This is a genomic window from Mucilaginibacter sp. P4_A11, from assembly GCF_056402535.1.
On the sequence record NZ_JBFUHE010000005.1, the window covers coordinates 107,028 to 130,233 of the forward strand.

Annotated in this window: 14 protein-coding genes; 6 read left to right on the forward strand and 8 right to left on the reverse strand. The window is 43.7% G+C overall.

The window, feature by feature from the left end; genetic code table 11:
* Positions 1-7: 7 nt before the first annotated feature.
* The 6 genes from AC1DUD_RS11690 to AC1DUD_RS11715 form a co-directional block, all read right to left on the reverse strand.
* Positions 8-3,166: an efflux RND transporter permease subunit gene (locus AC1DUD_RS11690; protein ID WP_477374796.1), complete on the reverse strand. Its 3,159-nt coding sequence runs from the start codon at positions 3,164-3,166 to the stop codon at positions 8-10.
* 49 nt (positions 3,167-3,215) lie between these two features.
* Positions 3,216-4,388, reverse strand: a complete 1,173-nt coding sequence (locus AC1DUD_RS11695) for an efflux RND transporter periplasmic adaptor subunit (RefSeq protein WP_477374798.1) — start codon at positions 4,386-4,388, stop codon at positions 3,216-3,218.
* A gap of 105 nt (positions 4,389-4,493) precedes the next feature.
* Positions 4,494-5,081: a TetR/AcrR family transcriptional regulator gene (locus AC1DUD_RS11700; RefSeq protein ID WP_477374800.1), complete on the reverse strand. Its 588-nt coding sequence runs from the start codon at positions 5,079-5,081 to the stop codon at positions 4,494-4,496.
* A 258-nt stretch (positions 5,082-5,339) separates the two neighbouring features.
* Entirely contained in the window at positions 5,340-6,242 is a 903-nt protein-coding gene (locus AC1DUD_RS11705; protein ID WP_477374802.1) for an AraC family transcriptional regulator, read from the reverse strand.
* Between the two features lie 297 nt (positions 6,243-6,539).
* The gene (locus AC1DUD_RS11710) at positions 6,540-7,883 is read right to left on the reverse strand and encodes a deoxyguanosinetriphosphate triphosphohydrolase (RefSeq protein ID WP_477374804.1); all 1,344 of its coding nucleotides are present in this window, start codon (positions 7,881-7,883) and stop codon (positions 6,540-6,542) included.
* A 274-nt stretch (positions 7,884-8,157) separates the two neighbouring features.
* A complete protein-coding gene (locus AC1DUD_RS11715; RefSeq protein ID WP_477374806.1) occupies positions 8,158-9,771 on the reverse strand; it encodes a Na+/H+ antiporter in 1,614 nt (537 codons plus the stop codon).
* 248 nt (positions 9,772-10,019) lie between these two features.
* Between AC1DUD_RS11715 and AC1DUD_RS11720 the strand changes: the two genes are divergently transcribed.
* From AC1DUD_RS11720 to AC1DUD_RS11745, 6 genes are all read left to right on the forward strand, one after another.
* Positions 10,020-10,421, forward strand: coding sequence for a hypothetical protein (locus AC1DUD_RS11720; RefSeq protein WP_477374809.1), 402 nt, complete (start codon positions 10,020-10,022; stop codon positions 10,419-10,421).
* A gap of 115 nt (positions 10,422-10,536) precedes the next feature.
* Positions 10,537-11,679, forward strand: coding sequence for an efflux RND transporter periplasmic adaptor subunit (locus tag AC1DUD_RS11725; RefSeq protein ID WP_477374811.1), 1,143 nt, complete (start codon positions 10,537-10,539; stop codon positions 11,677-11,679).
* 76 nt (positions 11,680-11,755) lie between these two features.
* The gene (locus AC1DUD_RS11730; RefSeq protein ID WP_477374813.1) at positions 11,756-14,920 is read left to right on the forward strand and encodes an efflux RND transporter permease subunit; all 3,165 of its coding nucleotides are present in this window, start codon (positions 11,756-11,758) and stop codon (positions 14,918-14,920) included.
* Positions 14,921-14,932: 12 nt separating this feature from the next.
* On the forward strand, positions 14,933-16,378 hold the full coding sequence (locus AC1DUD_RS11735; RefSeq protein ID WP_477374815.1) for a TolC family protein: 1,446 nt from the start codon (positions 14,933-14,935) through the stop codon (positions 16,376-16,378).
* A 319-nt stretch (positions 16,379-16,697) separates the two neighbouring features.
* Entirely contained in the window at positions 16,698-19,556 is a 2,859-nt protein-coding gene (locus AC1DUD_RS11740) for a M16 family metallopeptidase (RefSeq protein ID WP_477374817.1), read from the forward strand.
* A 271-nt stretch (positions 19,557-19,827) separates the two neighbouring features.
* Complete coding sequence (locus AC1DUD_RS11745; RefSeq protein WP_477374819.1) at positions 19,828-20,421, forward strand: RNA polymerase sigma-70 factor; 594 nt, start codon at positions 19,828-19,830, stop codon at positions 20,419-20,421.
* A gap of 33 nt (positions 20,422-20,454) precedes the next feature.
* On the opposite strand, the gene AC1DUD_RS11750 is transcribed toward AC1DUD_RS11745, so the two are convergent.
* Positions 20,455-21,795, reverse strand: a complete 1,341-nt coding sequence (locus AC1DUD_RS11750; RefSeq protein WP_477374821.1) for a PhoH family protein — start codon at positions 21,793-21,795, stop codon at positions 20,455-20,457.
* Positions 21,796-22,446: 651 nt separating this feature from the next.
* Positions 22,447-23,205 (reverse strand): TIGR03915 family putative DNA repair protein, encoded by a 759-nt coding sequence (locus tag AC1DUD_RS11755; RefSeq protein ID WP_477374823.1) that lies wholly within the window; start codon positions 23,203-23,205, stop codon positions 22,447-22,449.
* Position 23,206 lies beyond the last annotated feature (1 nt).

Consider the following 23,206-nt stretch of genomic DNA (forward strand, 5'->3'; position numbering starts at 1 on the left):
TTTGCGTTTAGGCTACCGTTTCTGCTTCAACCTCTATTTGTTCTTCTGCGGTAGGTTTGCCGCTGATGCGTTCCTGGAGTGACTGGAAAATGATGAATAGCACTGGTATCACAAACACACCGAATATGGTACCGATCAGCATCCCGCCTACAGCACCTGTACCTATCGAACGGTTTCCCTCGGCACCAGCCCCCGATGCAAGCATCAACGGAACCAACCCCAGTATAAACGCGAAAGAGGTCATTAAAATAGGCCTTAAACGGGCAACCGAACCATCAATGGCGGCTTGCACAATGCTTTCACCACTTCGCCTGCGGGCTACCGCAAACTCGACTATCAGGATGGCATTTTTGGCTAACAAACCGATGAGCATAATGAGGGTGATCTGCAAATAGATATTATTTTCAATTCCGAAGATTTTGGCGAAGATGAACGCGCCGGCCAAACCAATCGGCAGTGAAAGCAATACTGCAAACGGCAGGATATAGCTTTCGTACTGGGCACTTAACAGGAAGTACACAAACACCAGACACAACATGAAGATAAAAATAGTTTGGCTGCCGCTGGAAATCTCCTCACGGGTAAGGCCCGAAAACTCAAATCCGTAACCGGCAGGTAATGTTTTAGCACCTACTTCCTGTATAGCTTTAATGGCATCACCCGTACTAAATCCCGGTTTCGGCGCGCCTGTTACAGAAATAGAAGTAAACAAGTTAAAGCGGTTGATTGACTCCGGACCGTAAACCCGTTTCAGCGTAACAAACTCAGATATAGGCGCCATGGTGTTATTGGCATTGCGCACATACATATTATTAAGGCTGCCGGTGGTACCCCTGTAAGCGGCATCGGCCTGGATCATTACACGGTATTGCTTACCAAACTCGTTAAAGTTAGAGGCATAAACACCGCCGAAATAGCCCTGTAATACGCTTAATACCGAGTTTACGGTAATGCCCGCGTCTTTACATTTAGCCACGTTAACATCAACCAAAAACTGTGGAAAGTTGGTATTGAAGAAGGTAGACGCGTATTGAATTTCAGGACGCTGATTCAAGGCACCGAGGAACTTGCCGTTTATTTCGGCAAACTTCACAATATCGCCGCCCGTTTTATCCTGCACCTGGAATTCGAAACCGCTGCTGTTACCAAAGCCCTGCAAAGTTGGCGGAGCAAAAAACAGGACAGTAGCGCCTTTAACTCCGGCTGTCATGCCAAAAAGTTTACCGATCACTGTGTTAATATCCGTTCCCTTGGCTGTACGTTTTTCCCAGGGCTTCAGCTTGATCATGATCAGGCCGTATGAACCGCCTGCACCACTCAATATCCCCTGACCGGCAACCCTGATGGTCGACTCCACCTCGGGCAGTGACCTTATCATGCCCGATACCTGGTCGATAACCTGGGTGGTACGCTCCAATGATGAAGCAGGAGGCAACGACACATCGCAAATAATAAAGCCCTGATCTTCATTAGGCACAAAGCCCGATGGCGTTGTTTTAAGCAGGAACCAGAAAATCAAACCAAAAACTGCGATCCCCGCAATAGCAATCCATTTTTTAGCAGCAAGAAAGCCAACCGATTTTTTATACTTACGAGTAAGCGTATCAAAGCTGGTATTAAAAGCTGTATAAAATCGCTGCAACAGACCAGTTTTATGATGCTCGCCTTCGGGGTGTGGCTTTAATAACAAGGCACACAATGCCGGGCTTAATGTTAAGGCATTTACAGCCGATATTAAGATCGCGATTGCAAGCGTTAAACCAAACTGTTTGTAAAACACCCCGGTTGAGCCGGTAATGAACGAAACCGGGATAAACACCGCCGCCATTACCAAAGTAATAGACACGATAGCCCCACTGATATCATTCATGGCGCTGATGGTAGCAGCCTTTGCAGATTTAGCCCCATGATCCAGCTTGGCATGCACTGCCTCAACCACTACAATGGCATCATCCACTACAATACCGATAGCCAGCACCATAGCAAACAGCGTAAGCAGGTTAATGGTAAAACCAAACAATTGAAGAAAGAAGAATGTACCAACAATGGCCACCGGCACCGCAATAGCCGGGATCAGCGTGGAACGGAAATCCTGTAGGAATACGAATACTACGATAAACACCAGTATAAAGGCTTCAATCAGCGTATGTACAACCTTTTCTATCGAGGCATCCAAAAAGTCGTTAACGCTAAAAAGGGAGGTATAGCTAATGCCCGCAGGGAACGTTTTTGAAGCAGCCTCGATGGTTTGCTCGCAGTTTTTAATTAGCTCATGCGCATTTGAACCGGCTGTTTGGTAAATAGCTATACCTACGGCCGGTTTGCCGTTCATGGTAGTAGCATTAGCATAACTTTGAGCGCCAAGCTCAACCCGTGCTATATCTTTCAGGCGCAATAATTGCCCCTTGGTCGATGAGCGGATCACAATGTTTTCGAACTCTGGTATACTTGTAAGCCTGCCTTTGTACTTTAACACGTATTGAAACGACTGGTTATCGTTCTCTCCTACTTTACCCGGTGCTGCTTCTATATTCTGCTCGGCAAGGGCGTTGTTCACATCATCGGGTACAAGACCATATGTGGCCATTACATCAGGTTTTAACCAAATGCGCATGGAGTAATCCTGTATGCCAAATGACGACGCATCACCTACACCGTTGATCCGCTTGATCTGCGGCAGCAGGTTAATGTTTGCATAGTTTTGCAGAAATTTCTCGTCGTAGCTTTTGTTATCACTTGCCAGGGTAAATACCATTACCATGCTGCTTTGGCGCTTACTGGTGGTAACCCCGGCCTTCGTAACTTCGGCAGGAAGTAAACTGGTGGCTTTTGACACCCTGTTCTGCACGTTTACCGCTGCCAGATCGGGATCGGTACCTTGCTTAAAATATACGGTGATAACTGCGCTGCCGTCATTGCTTGCGGTAGAGGTCATGTAGGTCATTTTCTCTACGCCGTTAATCTGTTCTTCGAGCGGTACGATAACGCTTTTCATTACCACTTCGGCATTGGCGCCCTGGTATGATGCGGATACCTGCACCGTAGGCGGCGCTATATCGGGGTATTCGGATATGGGCAAGGTTGTAAGGCCCAGGATACCCAGTATTACTATAATTACCGATATTACGGTAGATAGAACCGGTCTTTCAATGAATGTACGTAACATGTTGCTTATGTTGATGCCAGGGAGAAGATCCCGGCAGGTTGCTTTTAAATTATTTTAAATCCTTGTATACTACGGCACTCTCCTGCGCTTCGGGCTTGATAACCATACCGTCTTTTAAACTGCCCGCACCATCGGTAACAATGGTGTCGCCTGCTTTGAGGCCATCAGTAACTACATAATATTGGCCGGCTGCAAGGTTCATAACACTTACCTCGGTATTTTTAACTGCTCCTTTGCCATCAACCACGTAAACAAAATGCTTGCCCTGCAATTCATAGGCAGCTTTTTGAGGTATAAGCACAGCATCCTTAATTGTTTGGGGGATTTGTATTGTGGCACTTCCGCCGCTGCGGATCAGGCCAACAGGGTTGGGAAATGTCGCCCTGTAACTTGCCGATCCGGTTTCGGTATTTATTAAGCCGCTGATGGTTTCAACCTTGCCTTTTTCGGCATAAGTGCTGCCATCGGGCAGTACTAATGAAACAGGCGGCGTATTAGCCAATTTTTGGTTCATGGTGCTCCCCTTTACTGTCCTTGAAAAATCAAGCAGTTGTTTTTCGTTGAGGGCGAAGTAAGCATACACCTTACCGATATTGGATACTGTTGTTAAAGGCTGTGCGGTTGAGCTGGTGATCAGGCTCCCTAATTTATAAGGGATTGCCCCAACCACGCCATCAACCGGGCTGGTGATAACCGTGTAGCCCAAATTGGTTTTGGCATTGGCTAAACTGGCTTTTGCCTGGGCAAGGGCGGCTTTGCGGGCTTTGAGCGTATACTCGGCCGATTCAAGGTCGTAATGGCTGATGATGTCTTTTTCTACCAGCGGCTTGGTTTTGTTAACCTGCAACTCGGCCGCGCTTACATCAGCTTCAGCACTGCTGATGGCTGCTGTTGCCGTATTTACTTCCTGCGCGTATTGCGGGGCGCTGAGCTTAAACAGCAGTTGGCCTTTCTTTACCACGCTGCCCTCGTCAATATAGATTTGATCAACATAACCGTCAACCTTGGGGCGGATCTCGATATTTTGCTGCCCCTGAAGTGTAGCCGGGTATTCGCTGTTCAGCGTAGCATCATGTAAACTAATTTTTAAAACCGGGTAGCTTTGTGGTGGCTGGGGAGCGCCCGCAGCCATAGCACCACCCTGGTTTTGACCACCGCCGCATGACGACAATAAAATTAAGGCGGCCCCAAAGCCGGTTAGCAGTTGAACTGTATTTTTCATAAATATAAACTTGTAGCTATTTGATTGAATTGATAAAAAAGGCATTTCAGGTGATGTGTGTTAATTATTTTGTTTGACAATTACGTTAATAACAGGGTAAATTTTTTATTGGAAAATCATATTACAGATCATCTTTTTCCGCTCGTTAATGAGGCAGGCATAGCTTTCATTGCTCAGGTTAAAAGCCTTTCGATATATAGGGCTCATGATAAGCGGGTATGACATCAGCGAAAACAGGTTGAGTACAAAATGTACCGGGTTCATGGCTGCGATATTTCCCGCTTCCATCTCTGTGTTGATCTGCTCAAGAAACATACTGATGTGATGCGGCTTAATTTCGTCTGTATATTTACAGGCATTTGAGTTGATCTCGGTGATCAGGAAGGTTTCCTGGTAAGGGTAAGTGTTGGCCTCGGTTAAAAACAGGTCGATAAAGTTTTCGATCTTCTTTTTAAATGGAAGCTCTGATGCCATAACGGCATCAAGACGTGTAGTTAAAGCAAGCATCGCTTCCTTAAATACCTGTTCAATTAATACATCCTTGGTGCGGAAGTAGTAATTTAACAGCGTGCGACTTACTCCTGCGGCATCGGCAATATCCTGGGTATTTGCATGGAGCCGGCCCTCGGCAAAAAAAATGTGCTTGGCGGTGTCTTTAATTAATTGCTCGGCACCTGTGTCCCTTATCGGCATAAACAAACCTGGTGTTTAACCGGGCACACTATTACGCCCGGTCGCATCAAAAATCTGATGACGGGGCAAAATTGGTTCAATTATCGTTTTTGCAGAATGTTTAAAGGATGGAGCAATATGTCAAAAAGTCGTTTTTACCGAAAAGATTGTAATAGAATAGCAATAATAATTACACCATTGCAATGATCTAACCATATATCAATAAAAATTACGATGGAGGATATTCCACCTGATACAGGCCGTTGAGCGGATAGAGAATTACAGGGGAATTTGCCGGTATTTGCTGGGACTGATACCACATTCTTTTTTGAAGAATTTGCTAAAAATAAACTGATCGGTAAAGTTCAGATAAGCTGCTACCTGGGCTATGGTCAATGCAGGATCATTCAGTGCTACTTTAGCTTCCAGTACCACTATTTCATCAATAAACTCACCTGCGGTTTTACCGGTTATTTCTTTTACAGTTTGTGAGAGATATTTTGGAGTAATATTCAGCATGGCGGCATAAGCCTGCACACTTCTTTCTTCCTTAAAGTGCTGCGGCAGAATTTTAAGGAAACGAAAAGTTAATTCTTCCTTGCGTGTACCTTTTACTTCGCCTATTTTTTGTTGCTTTTGGTACAAGGCTCCTACCTCGTAAACAAAACCGGTAAAAAGGCTCAATAATACCTCATCCTGAAAAGCCAGCTCATCATGTATGTCTATTTTACTTTCGATGATATCAAGGATTGATTTAAGTGGGGCCATTGCCTTTTCATCGGTAACTAACAGCGGACTTACCTGCGATGATAAAAAGTCAAACGCCTCCACATTTTTAGTATGGATGCTGGTGGCGGATAAGTATGCTGATGTAAAGATCACCGATGTAAGCCTGCAATCAGGAGAAACATTTAGAAACTGCCGAATAGTGTTAGGCGCTACCATCAGTACGTTATGCTCCTTCACCTTATACTCCAAAAGGCCTACATTGATAGAGAAATCCCCTTCATGAACCAGCGTAAAAGAAAAATGATCTGACCGGAAAGGATGCAAAATAGGCATCTCAATATGATCGGGATTGAACGATGCAACGTACAGCCCCTTATGCTGACTTGTAATGCCAAGCGGCGCAAGCAATTGCTCCATGGTATGCATCTGTACAGGCAGGATCTCTTTCGGCATAAGGCAATAATAACTATTATTTACACGAATTATTACGAATTGAATCGAATTACTCTGAAAGTTATTGATGAACGTTTTTCTAAAAAGCCAAAGAAAAAAGAAGACGTCATTGCGAGTAATCACCAGGTAAGAACCTGAAAAAAAATGCGATGACGTGTTGAAAAATTACCATTGATAATCAATAACTTACAATCACGTCATTATAAGGAACGAAGCAATCGCGAACTATACAGAGTGGCTCTGCTTATCGGGGATTGCTTCGTTCCTCGCAATGACGCTCGTTTTTTAACGTGTATATCAGCTCATCGACGGGAACGAGATCCCTTTGATTTTCCTGAACAGTTCAACCGCATACAGATCGGTCATGCCCGAAACAAAATCAAGGATGGTCTGGATCTTTGAATAATCGTCATCAGCTTTGGTTAAAAACTGTTTTGGGATCAGCTCAATCAATTTGCTATGATATTTTGAATTATTTTTTAAATAAGCGGGAACAAATTCTTCCAATAAACCGCCCATTACTTTGTAACCCGCAACTTCCTTTTGTACAACTGAGCTATAGTTGTAGATCTTTTTTACAGATACATTTTCGATTGCATTCATGGCAGACCTGAGCGGTTCTTCAATCGCGTCCATCAGCGCAGCATTAAAATCACCATTCATGATCTCTTCCTGTTTGTCATAAAACAGGTTTGAACATTTATTTACCAATGTATTTATTGCTATTGCCCTCAAATACCCCACTTTAGCATCAGTATCATCAAACTCTTCTAATCGCTGTTCCATTCTGGGGATAGTACACAAAGGCATCAGCAATGCCTTCACTTCCTCATAGGAGAGTATTTTAAGACGATGAGCATCTTCCAGGTCAACAACATTATAGCAAATATCATCAGCTGCCTCTACCAGGTACACCAACGGATGCCTTTTGTAAATAAGTTCATCGCTCTCTACCCTGATCAAGCCCAAATCAATACCTATCTTTTCAAAATCCTGCTGCTCGGAAGCGAAGAAACCATATTTTTTACGGTAGATTATACCCTTTTTATGCCCGGCTATAGATGAGCACGGATATTTCGCGATAGATGCTATGGTGGAATAAGTTAAAGCCAAACTCCCCCGCCCTTTACCGGCAAACGGATGCGTTAATAGCCTTAAAGCATTGGCATTACCTTCAAAATGCGTCAGATCTTCCCATTGCTGTACGGTGACAACTTTCTGGTATTCTTTACCGTCTCCTTCAGCAAAATAGTGTGAAATAGCAGATTCGCCTGAGTGGCCGAAAGCAGGATTACCCAGGTCATGAGCCAAACAAGCGGCCGCTATCATATTACCGATCTCACTGATAAGAGGATACTTCTTTTCTACTTCGGGATCTTCCTTCAACATCCTGTTAAAATGCATACGGCCCAATGAACGCCCTACACTGGCTACCTCTAAACTGTGAGTTAGGCGATTGTGTACAAAAACGCTCCCCGGCAAAGGGAAAACCTGGGTTTTGTTCTGCAACCTCCTGAATGGCGACGAAAAAATTATCCGGTCGTAATCTTTCTGAAATTCCGATCGTGCATCGATATGGTTTGCAATATATTTATCCTCGTAACCCCAACGTTTAGCCGATAATAGTTGATCCCAGTTCATTATAGTATGATGTGTATAGGGCGGCAAAAGTAGCCATTATACCCGAAAGAAATGCCCGCCTTTGCGCCACGGTAAAATCGCTTTAAAATCGACAATGATGAGGAGGCACCTACGGAGCCAATAATCAATTGCTTTTCTCTACAAACATGATACTCCTACGGAGTTAAAAAAGCGGACATAAAAACTCCGCAGGAGTATCATGTTTATAGCAATAGTAAAAGCGACCTATGGCTTCGTAGGTGCCTCCTATTTTAAAAGCGATTTCCCCCAGCGCTTACACTACCTCAAAATGCTGCCGAAACTTTTCCTCTTCCAGATCAAGCAGATCCAATTGCTGTTTTACGATATCATCACTGATGTTTTCCTTTTTATTAAGGGTTAATAGCAGCGCGCGCTGCTGATTCATCACATCATTTAGGATCATTCGGTAGTCATGGTAAAAAGTATCGGCACGCTGCTCGCTATTGTCCTGTTCCCAATCCTTCAGGAGCTCCATATCAGCGCTCAGCCTCAGCTTAAAGGCCTTAACCATATCATTGCCGGCCAAATGATCGGCATATTTATCTTCAAGTATTTGTAAAGCCAATTTCGATAACTTCTTCCTAACAAGTTGTTTTTGTTGCTCAGGTGAACCTATATAATCATGATCGGGGATATTTACGAGCTTAACCAATATAGGTAAAGTGAGGCCCTGCACAACCAGGGTAAACATGATCACCACAAATGTGACAAACAGGATAAGGTTCCGCTGTGGAAAGGCAGCGCCGGAAGGTAAAAGTTCAGGAATGCTCAGGGCAGCAGCAAGCGAAACCACGCCGCGCATACCTGCCCATCCAAACAACAAAGGGGTTTTCCAGCCGGGATTCGGGTCGGCAGTGGTAATGTACCGGCTGATAAACATCGTAAATATTGTAGCCCCATACGTACTGGCTAAACGGGCTATTATCAATACACCTGTTATGATCAGGCTATAGTTTATTGCCGGTTTAAGGCCTTCGGGGCCAAGTGCTTTTATAACAACCGGAAATTCTAACCCTATTAGTATAAATACAAACCCATTTAAAACAAAAGCAACAGTTTCCCAAACATTAATTCCTTGCAACCTGCTCCTGTAATTTAATATCACCTGTCTTTGCGACGATAAGAACAATCCTCCGCTTACCACAGCTAATACACCTGAAAAGTGAAATTCTTCAGCTGCCATGTACATGGCATATGGTGTAATAAACGTAAGGATAATATCAATATTGGCCGTAGTTGGCAGCCATCGGTGTGTAGCGTAAAATATCAGTGCAACGGCCAGCCCGATAACAATACCCATCACGATAACCAATACAAAACTTAAGGCAGCCTGCCCCATGGCAAATTTACCGGTAATAACTGCCGCAAGTGCAAACCTGAATATCACCAGGCTCGATGCATCATTCATGAGGCTTTCGCCCTCAATAATCGCTATAAACCGTTTGGGTACTTTTATATTTTTCAGTACAGTGCTGGCCGATACGGCATCGGGGGGCGAAATGATCCCCCCAAGCAGGAAGCCCAGCGGCAAGGTAAAACCCGCTATAAGGCTATTTGATACAATGGCTATCAGGCATGATGTTAAAATTACGATCAAAAACGCAAAGCTGGAGATGACCCTGCGCCATTTCCAGAAGTCTTTCCAGGAAGTATTCCAGGCCGACTCATACAGCAAAGGAGGCAAAAAGATCACGAAGATCAGGTCGGGTTGGATTTCGATACCTTTTAAAAAAGGAACAAAGCCAAGCGGCAGGCCAACCAAAACCAGTAATATGGGATAGGCTATTTTGATTTTTTGCGCCAGCATTACCACAAAGAGGATAACTACTAAAAGGCAGGCACATTGAATAATAACATGATGCAGCATATAGCTAAAATACAATTATTCGTTGAGTAAAGGTTATTTGCAATTATTAAGCACACATTAATAAAACATGAACAAATAATCGTTTTGGCCGTTATAAAAACGTTAAAAAGAGCGATTAAAGTAAAAATGAGGTTTAAAAAGATAACATCTTAACAAACAAGGATAAAAAATAAAAATAAAACCATTTTATATCAAAAAAAATACAAAGTCATTTGAATAGCTTCAAATATTTTGGTAAATTCGCAAACATGGCGTCGACGATAAAAAAAATATTCTTTGCATTATTTTTTTTCCAGCTTGCAATAGCTGTTGCCCCTGCTGGCGCCGAATCAGTTTTAACTCACTATAAAAAATCAGGCCCTGCAGCTGATGTTATTTCCCTTACGCATCAAAGGATTATAGGGCAAATCCAGCAGCAGGAAGTACAAGATGATGCGTCTGATTCGGATGGTAACGAAGCCAGCCACACACGCCACATCATCCGTTTTCTACCTGGCCGTGTTAGTTACTCTTCAGCACTATTGCCCGGACAACAGCTTTTACTGGAAGATGTTATTTCAATAGTCGAAAAACAACAAAACCAGAATAAATCCACCAAAGGCTTTCTGCCTGCGTATTACAATTTCCTCTTCAGGCTCAGCCCGTTCTGATCCATTTTCGCTTTAGATGTCCCTTGCGGGAAATCCCTGTTTTACAAAATCAAATTTTAACATTGGCTAATAGTACGTGATATGTACTGCTATGCCCTATTTATCTATCCGAAAAATGAAAAAGATCATCATTTATATCCCCCTGCTGGTCATGGCTGCCGGCATACTTGTCACGGGCTGCTCAACGAAAGCTAAAACCAATAGTGAAGCTGCAGCTTCTGATACACTGCAACTCCCGGTACTTACTTTAAATACACGGGATACAGTTCTGCAAAAATCATACGTCGCCGATATCCAGGCGCAAAAGAATATTGAGATCCGTTCACGCGTTCGCGGGTTTCTCGAAAAAATATACATTGACGAAGGCAAGCAGGTTAAGAAAGGTCAGCTTTTGTTTAAACTTAATGACCAGGAATTTAAAGTAAGCCTGTCAAAAGCCAAAGCTGCTTTAAGCAACGCCATGGCCGATGCCAAGGCAACCGAACTTGAAGTAACACGGGTTAAACTACTGGTTGATAAGAAAGTAATCTCGAAATCAGAACTGGAAGTAGCTGAATCAAAGATGAATGCTGATAAGGCAACTATTGAAGAAGCACGCTCCATGGTGCAAAGCGCCGAAGACCAACTGGCCTACACTTACATCCATGCGCCATTCGATGGTATCGTCGACAGGATCCCACTTAAATCGGGCAGTTTGATTGATGAAGGCACTTTACTTACCAGTCTGTCTGATATCAGCTCGATGTATGCTTATTTCAGTTTCCCTGAAAATGAATACCTGCAATATATCCGCAAAAAAGAATCGGCTCCCGGACAAACAAGTGATAAGGTTAAACTGGTATTAGCCGATGGACTGGATTTCCCCTACCAGGGCGAAATAGAAACTGTGGAGGCGGAAATTGAGCAGAAAACAGGTTCTATTAACTTCAGGGCAAAGTTCCCTAATCCGCAAAAACTGTTAAGGCATGGTGCTACCGGTAAGCTTTTCATCTCGACTAAAGCTGATAGCGTGATCATGGTGCCACAGCAATCGGTGTTTGATATCCAGGATAAAAGTTACGTATACATAGTTGACAAGAACAACAAACTGCATATGCAGGCCTTTTCGCCGCAAACCCGTTTTTCAACCTATTACATTGTAAAGGATGGTTTAAAAGCGGGCGACAGGATCTTGTACCAGGGAGCACAGAACGTACGTGATGGCATGATCATTAAACCAAGGAAACTGGCCAAGGACTCGTTGCTGGCGATGAAGTAACCGGTTGCACATGTTTCCATTTCCGGCTGCATAAAATGTGCGGCACAGGTTTATTGTACACTTACCCTAACAAACTATGTTCGAAACTTTTATAAAGCGGCCTGTGCTGTCGCTTGTTATCTCATTGATAATTACCATGCTGGGTGTGCTGGCGTTGATAACGCTGCCGGTTACCCAGTTCCCTGACATTGTACCGCCATCGGTAACCGTAACCGCCAACTATACAGGTGCAAATGCCGAGGTGTGTGCCAAAGCCGTAGCCACCCCGCTGGAACGCGCCATCAACGGCGTACCAGGCATGACCTACATGTCTACCGTTTGCAGTAATGACGGTTTAACGGTGATCCAGATCTATTTTAATGTGGGCATTGACCCCGACCAGGCGGCGGTGAACGTTCAAAACCGTGTAGCCACAATTATTGACGAAATGCCGGAAGAGGTAATCAAAGCCGGCGTTACTACCGAAAAAGAAGTGAACAGTATGCTGATGTACCTGAATATCATGAGCCAGGACACCAGCATGGACGAAAAATTCATTTATAACTTTACCGATATCAACGTTTTACAGGAGCTTAAACGAATTGATGGTGTAGGCAGGGCCGAGATCATGGGCGCTAAGGAATACTCCATGCGTGTATGGCTAAAACCCGACAGGATGATGGCTTACAAGGTATCAACCGATGAGGTGATAGATGCCATTCGCGCCCAAAACGTTGAAGCTGCACCAGGTAAAACCGGCCAAAGCTCAGATAAAACCCCGCAGATGCTGCAATATGTATTGCGCTATCCGGGCAAGTTTTTTGAGCCCAAGCAATACGAAAATATTGTGATCCGCGCCGAAGAAGACGGTTCGGTATTAAGATTGAAACAAATTGCCGATGTTGAATTTGGTTCATTAACCTACAGTATGGTATCCAATACCGACGGCAAACCCTCAGCATCAATCATGATAAAACAGCGTCCGGGTTCTAATGCCCGCGAGGTGATAAATAACATCAGAACCCGTATGACCGAGCTCAAGGAAAGCTCCTTCCCTGCCGGGATGACCTTCAACGTAAACTATGACGTATCACGCTTTTTAGATGCGTCAATACATGAAGTGTTACGTACGCTGGTGGAGGCTTTTATATTGGTTTTCATCGTAGTATTTATTTTCCTGCAGGATTTCCGGTCTACATTGATCCCGGCTTTGGCTGTACCCGTAGCCCTCATCGGTTCGCTGTTTTTTATGCAAATGCTGGGCTTTTCTATCAACCTGCTCACACTCTTTGCATTGGTGTTAGCTATCGGTATTGTGGTAGATAACGCGATAGTGGTAGTGGAAGCCGTGCACGTAAAAATGACCGAAAACCACATGAACGCTATGGATGCCACTGTAAGCGCTATGCGCGAGATCAGCGGGGCTATTGTGGCTATTACACTGGTTATGTCGGCGGTATTTGTACCGGTGGCCTTTATGTCGGGGCCGGTTGGTGTGTTTTACCGGCAGTTTTCGCTTACGCTGGCTATCTCTATTGTGATATCCGGCGTTAACGCGTTAACCCTCACCCCTGCCCTTTGTGCTATTATGCTTAAGCATGATCCCGCGCCTAAAAAGAAAAACCTGGTGCAGCGTTTTTTTGGTGGCTTTAATAAAAGGTACGATGGGTTACAGAACAAGTATTCTACCTTCATGACTTACCTGTCGCCGCGTAAGGGCATTACGTTGATATTGCTGGGCGGCTTCTTTGTGCTTACGTGGGGTACAAGCGCCATTTTACCAACAGGTTTTATCCCTACTGAAGACCAGGGTATGCTTTACGTTAATGTGACCACCCCTGCAGGCGCGACCGTTGAACGTACAGAACAGGTATTGAAAGAGATTGAAGCCAAAACCAAATCGATGAAATCTATCGAATCGGTTTCAACCCTTTCCGGATATAGTTTGGTGAATGAGATTGCCGGCGCTTCATATGGTATGGCCATGATCAACCTTAAACCATGGGACGAGCGCAGCGAATCATTAGATGATATCATTGCCGAGCTGACTGAAAAAACAAAGAATATAGGTGATGCCTCCATCCAGTTCTTTCCTCCGCCTACTGTACCGGGCTTTGGTAATGCCAGCGGTTTTGAGATCCGTGTACTTGATAAAAGTGGCCAGGGCGATCTGCAAAAAGCCGCAGAGGTTACCAAAAGCTTTGTTGACGCGCTTAATGCTTCGCCCGAGATTGCGGGAGCATTTACCAGTTTTGACCCTAACTTTCCGCAGTATATGATCTCTGTTGATCAGCAAACGGCGGCGCAAAAGGGTATCACTGTTGACAAAGCCATGTCGACCCTGCAAACGCTGATGGGCAGCTTTTACGCATCCAATTTTATCCGATTTGGGCAGATGTATAAGGTAATGGTGCAAGCCTCGCCCGAATACAGGTCGCGCCCTGAAGATGTGTTAAACCTACAGGTTAAGAATGATAAAGGCGAAATGGTACCATTCTCCACATTCATTAAAATGGAAAAGGTATTCGGGCCGGAGCAGCTTACCCGGTATAATATGTATACATCGGCCATGGTTACTGGCGATGCTGATAAAGGTTTTAGCAGCGGCGACGCCATTAAGGCAATTGAACGTATCGCTGCCGAAAAACTACCCAAAGGTTATGCCTTTGAATGGTCGGGTATGACCCGCGAGCAAATCCTGTCGGGAAACCAGGCCATTTATATTTTTGTGATCTGTTTGATATTTGTTTACCTGTTGCTGGCCGCCCAGTATGAAAGTTTCCTATTACCACTTTCAGTTATCCTTTCACTGCCTACCGGTATTTTCGGTGCATTCTTCTTTTTAAAGATCACAGGGCTCGAAAACAATATTTATGCGCAAGTTGCATTGGTAATGCTTATTGGCTTGTTGGGCAAAAACGCCATCCTCATAGTAGAGTTTGCTATCCAACGGCAAAAAGACGGCCTCAGCATTGTAAAAGCGGCTATTGAAGGCGCAGTTTCCCGGTTACGGCCGATCCTCATGACATCGTTGGCATTCATTGCAGGCTTGATCCCGCTTTGCGTAGCCAGCGGTGCTGGCGCTATGGGGAACCGCTCTATTGGCACTGCCGCCGCCGGAGGTATGTTAATGGGCACCATATTCGGACTGGTACTAATTCCAGGACTGTATGTAATCTTTGCGGGATTGGCCGAGCGGAACAAAAAGAAAAAGCCCACAGAAGAGGCGGTTCATCATGAACTGGATATCGTTAATAATTAATCAAGATCAACAATGCTAAAAAAAGCAATTTTCTATATACTTAATACGGCTCTTTTGATGGTAGTTATGGCCGGCTGTAAAAGTTACAAGCCGGTCGCGGGCCAGGATGTGGCCGCCAATCTGCCGTCAACATTTAATAATAGCACAGATACCACAACTATCGCCGCCCTACCTATAAGCCAGTTCTTTGCCGATCAAAGGCTCGTTAACCTGATCGATACAGCACTTAAAGCAAATCCTGATCTGCTGAGCGCCCTGCAAAGGGTTGAGGCAGCCAGGGCCAATTTACGGTTCAACACGTCAAAGCTGCTGCCAACCATAAATCTTGCTGCTAACGCAGGAGTCGAAAAGTATGGTGACTACACACAAAACGGCGTAGGTAATTACGATACCAATTTTTCAAACAACATTAACAGCGATCAGCATATTCCTAACCCGGTGCCTAATTATTTCCTGGGTTTTCAAAGTTCATGGGAAGTTGATTTGTGGGGCAAGCTAAACAACCAGAAAAAAGCTGCATTTGCCCGCTTCCTGGCCAGCCAAAGCGGCTACCGTTTGGTAACTACCGCTCTCACAGCCCAAATTGCCGGGCTCTATTACCAGTTACTGGCTTATGATACCGAATCAGGCATCATTAAAAAGAACATCAAGCTTCAGGAGCATGCATTGGAGATAGTTAAAATTCAGAAGCTTGGCGGTCGTGCCACCGAGCTGGCCGTACAGCAGTTTGAAGCCCAGTTAGCGCGTACCAAAGGCTTAGCGTACACTACCCGTCAGCAAATTACCGAAACTGAAAATCAGCTTCATTTTTTAACCGGAAGCTATTTGGGTACCATAACACGGGATACTTCTATCATGAAAACCAAGCTACCTGTGGTGGTTGGTACAGGTGTCCCCTCACAAATGTTGTTGAATCGGCCTGACATCCGTGGCGCTGAATTGGAACTTACCGCCATGAATGCCGACATTAAAGCAGCAAGGGCAAACTTCTTTCCAACTTTAACTTTAACCCCGTACGTAGGTTACAACAGCTTCAGGGCAAACCTTTTATTTGATCCGGCTTCGTTTACTTATGGTATTTTAGGAGGCATTACTGCCCCCATCTTTAACCGCAAAGCTATCAAGGCCGAATATGAACGTACTATAGCAGAGCAGAAAATAGCGGTGTACAACTATCAAAAAAGTATCCTCTCTGGTTTCCAGGAAGTAAAAAATAATTTGAGCGGGATAGAGAATTTCAATCATGCTTTTGAATTTAAACAACAGGAACTGCAATCGCTCAACAACGCCTTATCCGTAGCTAATGACTTATACCTTGTTGGGCGGGCTAATTACCTCGAAATCATCACGGCCCAGCGCAGCGTACTTGATGCCGAGCTTGAGCTTGCCGGGATTAAACGTAATATATTTTTAAGTTCGGTTAATTTGTACCAAGCCGTAGGCGGCGGCTGGAGATAAGCAGTTGTTCAATCAAAGCTTTTAAATTAAAGTCGTCATTGCGAGGTACGAAGACAACCGACCGGAGGCTTATTAATACCTATAAAAAACAATTATAATTATTAATAAGCCCCTATAAACAGAGCTGCTCTGTGTAGTTCGCGATTGCTTCGTACCTCGCAATGACGTTTTTTAATCATCAGTCACAAATTCGTTACAAAAATCAAATTACATTGCAACAATATTAACCAGCAGGATAAATTGCTTAATATAGTAACTTTCGGTGCTTACTGAATGAAGCACCAGTTGACTGACTCATTACTTAAACTAATTAACACAAATGATCAAACTTTTAAAGCATGCATTGATCACCCCATCAATTGCTGTAATGGCGCTTAACGCCGCTGCGCAAACAGGCACACAGCCCAAACTTATTGAAAAGGTTACCCGTAAGGGAAGCGAGCTGGTGATCCCCTACGAAAAGTACGTACTCCCTAATGGACTTACAGTTATTTTGGCCGAGGATCATTCCGATCCGCTGGTTCACGTAGATATCACCTATCACGTAGGTTCGGCCCGTGAGGAGATAGGTAAATCGGGTTTCGCGCATTTCTTTGAACACATGATGTTCCAGGGCTCAGACCATGTAGAAAATGGTGATCATTTTAAAATCATTACTGAAGCCGGCGGTACCCTGAACGGCTCAACCAACCGCGACCGTACCAATTACTATGAAACTGTGCCTGCCAATCAACTGGAAAAAATGTTGTGGCTGGAGTCGGATAGGATGGGTTTTCTGCTTGATGCGGTTACTCAGAAAAAATTTGAAGTACAGCGCGCAACCGTAAAAAACGAACGCGGGCAAAACTACGATAACCGTCCGTATGGTTTAGCTGGGCAATACGCTTCAAAAACGCTTTACCCATACGGCCACCCCTGTTCATGGCTTACTATCGGCTACATTGAAGAGCTGAATAAAGTAGGTGTAAATGATCTTAAAAACTTTTTCCTGAGATGGTACGGTCCTAACAACGCTACACTTACCATTGGTGGCGATCTTAACGCTAAGCAAACGCTGGCGTGGGTAAGCAAATATTTTGGCAGCATCCCAAGAGGCCCAGTTGTAAAAAACATGTCGCTACCAGCACCAGTATTAAAGGCCGACAGGTATGTATCTTACACGGACAACTATGCCAAATTCCCGTTATTGTCGATAAGCTATCCGGGAGTTAAGATCTATGATAAGGATATGTCGCCACTTGATGCTTTATCAGCTATCATTGGTCAGGGCCGCAATTCTATCTTTTATAAAAACTTTGTAAAAACCCGCAAGGCAGCACAAGCCACTATGGGTTCATCAAATACAGAGCTGGCCGGAGAGATCAGTATGCGGGTTGTGCCTTTCCCGGGTCAAACTTTGGCTGATGCCAAGAAACTGGTGGATGAATCATTAGCCGAGTTTGAGAAAAAAGGTGTAAGCGACGATGATTTGGCTCGTTTCAAAGCAAGTTCAGAAGCCGATTACATCAACAGCTTATCGAGCGTGAGCGGTAAAGTATCCGAACTGGCACAGGCACAAACCTTTACCGGCAATCCTAACCAGATCGGCCGCGAACTGGATGCCATCCGTGCAGTTACCAAAGAGGATGTGATGCGCGTTTATAACCAATACATTAAAGGTAAGCCTGCCGTAATATTAAGCGTACTACCTAAAGATGGTAACCTGCAGCCTGTTGCGCCTGATAATTTCACTGTTGATACCACTGGCTACAAAGCGCCCGATTATGGCTACAATGGCTTAACCTATCACAAACCCAAAGACAATTTTGACCGTGCTGTAAAACCCGGCGTAGGCCCTAACCCGGCTATCAAAGTTCCTGCTATCTGGTCAACCAATACGCCTAATGGTATCAATATCATTGGCACGCAAAACAGTGAAATACCTGCCGTATCTATTTCTATGTCGGTAAAAGGTGGTGGTTTATTTGCTATTAACAATCCTGCTAAAGCCGGTGTGGCTGGCATAGTAGGCCGCATGCTGAATGAGGATACTCAAAATCATACCAGCGAACAGTTTACGTCCGAATTGGATAAACTGGGCAGCAGCATAAACATTTTTGCAAGTTTTGATGAGATCTCTGTTGAGGTATCATCTCTTACAAAAAACCTGACCAAAACGATGTCGCTCCTTGAAGAGAGATTGTACCATCCTAAATTTACCCAGGACGCACTCGACAGGATCAAGAAACAAACCCTTGAAGGTTTTAAACAAGCTAAAACCCAGCCCGCCGGTGTAGCATCAACTGTTTACAACAAAATACTTTACGGAACAGACAACGTACGCACTTATGCAGCGGGCGGCAACGAAGAAACCGTAGCGGGTATTACGTTACAGGATGTTCAGGATTACTATGACAGCAACTTTGCACCATCGGTAACTAAAATTGTGGTGGTTGGCGATCTTAATGAGGCTTCAGCAAAAAGTGCGCTTTCTTTCCTTAATACCTGGAAAGATAAAAAAGTAACTATCCCTGCTCCTGTTGAAGGTAAATCATTTGATAAAACCACATTGTACCTTGTTGATATCCCGGGTGCGGCTCAATCCGAGATCCGTATTGGCTATTTAGATAAGCTGAACTATGATGTAACCGGCGATTATTATAAACTGAACATTGGCAACTACATTTTAGGCGGCGCGTTCAACAGCCACATCAACCTCAATTTAAGAGAGAAAAAAGGCTGGACTTACGGTGCACGTTCAACTTTCAGCTCGGGCAAATATGGTGGCGACTTTACTGCCTCTGCAGGTGTATTAGCTACCGCTACCGACAGCTCTGTAGTTGAATTTATGAAAGAGATCACCAATTATCAAAAAACCGGCATCACTCCGGAGGAATTGAAATTCACTCAAACTTCCATTGGCCAAAGTGATGCACGCCGTTATGAAACCAATGCACAAAAAGCGGCATTTTTATCACGAATCCAGGAGTATGGTCTTAAGCCCACTTTTGTTGACGAGCAAAACAAGATCTTATCGACTATCACTCCTGCCGAGATCAATAGCCTGGCTTCAAAATACCTTAATCCCGATAACATGATCATTCTGGTTGTTGGCGATAAGGCAAGGATCTATCCCGGCTTACAAAAACTGGGGTACCCTATTGTTGAACTTGATGCCGATGGCAAGCCGAAGCAATAAGTTAACATAGCATCAAATTATAAAAGCCCTTATGCCTATATTGGTATAAGGGCTTTTACGTTTGAAAGTCAACATCTTTGGTCAGAAGCTAAAAACCTATAATTCAATTTTCACTGTTGTTCTGCAACTGAAAAGTTACCATTAAAATCTCATTTATTAACGCCAATTTAACCTAAATTAAACACGTAAAATCCAACTTTGGATCAGGTTTTTATCGGCACAAATGGTGCTGTTTCGTTGGGTTCAGGTTTTATTTCTGCCAGAAAAATAAATGAGTATTGTAAAGGGAATTTTTGGGCAAAAAAATAACGCTACCACTTCAGCAGAAAATGTTGATCTGGATGTTCTCTTCAAAGAATATTACGACCGGCTGGTATACTTCTCCCTCCAGCTTATTAAAGATAAAGACCAAGCCGAAGATATTGTACAGGACGCATTCATCAAATACTGGAACCAGCGCGAAGCCGTAATGCAGGACAAGACCGCGATAAAAAATTTCCTGTACAGCACCGTTCGCAATGCAAGCTTAAATACGATAAGGCATGGCAAAGTTGTTGAAGCCTATATAGGATATTTAGGCAATACCGAGCCTGAAGAACCACCCATAATTGAAGCCATTATCACTGCAGAAGCGGTAGCCGAAATTCACGCTGCATTACATTCCCTGCCCGAAAGTCATCGCGCTATATCCATCATGGGGTATTTTGATGGCAAAAAGAACCAGGAAATTGCTGATGAGCTTGATATGTCGGTAAATACAGTAAAAAAGCAAAAACAACGCGCGCTTGAACTGATGCGCGTAAAACTCTCGCCCGAAATGTTTACTGCGTTCATCATGCTTGGAATTGGCTTTTTTAAAAGGTAAACACTCCGGTATACCTAAAACAAAAAAGTATAATTACAGCAACTCCGTAGCCAGATTAGCCAGCTCACTCCTTTCCCCTTTTTGCAGCGTGATGTGTGCGTAAAGCGGATGTCCTTTTGCTTTATCTATTAAGTACGACAGTCCGTTACTTTCTGCATCAAGATATGGGGTATCTATCTGGTAAATATCACCGGTAAATACAAATTTGCTATTTTCACCTGCCCTTGATATGATGGTTTTTACTTCGTGGGGGGTTAGGTTTTGCGCTTCATCTACAATAAAGAAGATCTTGCTGAGCGTACGCCCGCGGATAAAGGCCAGCGGCGCTATCGAGATCTTGTCGTTATTGACCAGCTCATCAATTTTTGCCTGCATTTTTTCGTCATCACCAAACTGATCTTTTATGAATTTCAGGTTATCCCATATCGGGGCCATATACGGATCTATCTTTGATTTAATATCACCGGGCAAAAAGCCGATGTCTTTATTACTCAAAGGCACTATAGGGCGGGTAACAAAGATCTGGCGGTAGTATTTACGCTGTTCAAGGGCACTTGCGAGTGCTAATAGTGTTTTACCCGTGCCTGCGTTGCCTTGTATGGTTACGAGCTTAATATCAGGATGCAATAAGGCATGGATGGCAAACGACTGCTCCATGTTGCGCGGAAAAATATTAAGCACTGGCTGCTCGGTAACTTTTTCAAGCTGTTTACTTTGCGAATTATAAAAACCTACTGTATCGCCCTTTTTACCTTTTAATACATAGAAATGATTATTGGTATAGGACGCGATCTTTAAATTTTCGGCCGGTACATTCTCGTTTTTATTAAGGTGGGTAATAAATTTTTCGGTGACCTTATCTATATCTGTTTTGCCTGTATAAAGCTCTTCCAGGTTTTTGATCTTACCTGTTTCATAGTCTTCAGCGTGCAGGTTGAGGGCTTTTGCTTTGAGGCGAAGGCAGATGTCTTTTGATACCAACACTACCTTTTTGCCCGGATTTTCTTCCTGCAAGCCGAGGGCTGCGTTCAAGATGCGGTGATCTGTTTTATCAGAACCAAAAATCTGCTCGGCATCCAGTCCTGTAGTTTTAGTGTCCATGGCAACTTTAAAGCTGCCTTTAGTTTTGCCGTTAAGCGGGATCCATTCATTGATCAGCCCATTGTGCGATAATTCATCCATAAGCCGGATAAAGCTCCGGGCTTCGAAGTTGCGGGTATCATTACCGTTCTTTTTATTGTCAAGCTCCTCCAATACCTGGATGGGTATGGCTACATCGTGCTCCTGAAAGTTTTGAAATGCGTTGTGATCATACAGGATCACAGAAGTATCTAAAACAAATATTTTCTTCTGGTTACGCTGGCCGTCCTTCATATCCGCCTAAAATAACGATTTTAAGGTTTGAAGAAAAATTTCTCCCCAAACAAAAAACCTGTAAAAGCGAAAACGGGAGTCATCTCTTGCGATTTGAACTCCCGTTTCCAAACTGTTGCTTAACCGTAGTTGCCCAACAGCATCAAGTTTTGTGTATCCTTAACCGACATGATCTTCGTCAGTTGCTCTCACGAGCGGTCGACTATTCTCAATATCTCCGGTTTCTGTTGTTTCCCTCCGTAGAGTTCTTCTTCTTAATTCCGGCACCTCCTTTAATCACTTTCTTTTTTCAAAAGACTTTCGCCTTCTTCGTTTTTCATGCGACTCAGGGACTTCTTTCGATCTTTAGTTCCCCCGAAGGTTCACCCGATTCAATTTCTGTTTTCCTGAAAGGTTGTCAAAGTACGTCGTTCTTGATGATTTCAATATCGGGACATTATCATGATTTGGCAAATATTTTTGATTGTTTTTATTAACAGGTTATTAACAATAATCCCGCACTTATCAACATTGATTTTCAAGCCATTTCAAGTACGAATAGTCCTAATTCATTGAATTACAGCCATCATTATTAACATTGCTCTATATTAACAAACAACGTGAAAACTGCTCGCTCTTAAAAATAAAAAAATGCGTAAAATCTCAAAAACGTTAAATTTTCTCTGTTAAATGCCGCCAATATCGCTTGGGAATATGGCGTATATGGAGCTTGGTATTTTTACGTGAAGCAATGTTTACGCTGTCAAAATAGTTTTTCCAAAGGTTTTGATAAATACTCTCGTCCTCACTATAAGCAGCAATTACGTCAACTGGTTTATTTAACTCATCAAAATCCATTTCTATAAATTGAGTATCGTGAAGGTCGTAATATATGCCATAACCTCTTTTAATATCATAGATCATCCATTTTTGATCAGCATATCTACTTTTGAAATGTTTGATCAATAACGGTAGTACATTAAAATCAGGTTCGATGACTGCATAAAACGTACCATCATTCAGTTTTTGAAAACGGACAAAGGCTTCCATCCTGTGCTTTTCGCGCCTAACCATTTTCAAAATCTCCGACAGGCGCATCACATACCTGTTGCTATAATCTTCCTCTATATTTTGCTCGCTGTCAAAAACATAACGAATAAATCCAAGCACATTACAATCCTCACCGGCAATTTCAGCCATGTGGCTGATGTAAAGGCGCTGTACTCCAGCCGCCGAAAGCTTTTTACGCAATCCGCTTAGTACCCGGTTGGCGCGGGCCTCATCGGTAACAATAGGAATTACCTCTTCAAAAAGGGCGCTATTGCGCCACTCCCCTTTTAATAACTTTACAGGGTACAGTTTACGCTCATAAATCTCAAACACAGCGGTAAGCAGCCCCTCAAACGTTCCGTCGTAAACCAGTGTATTCATT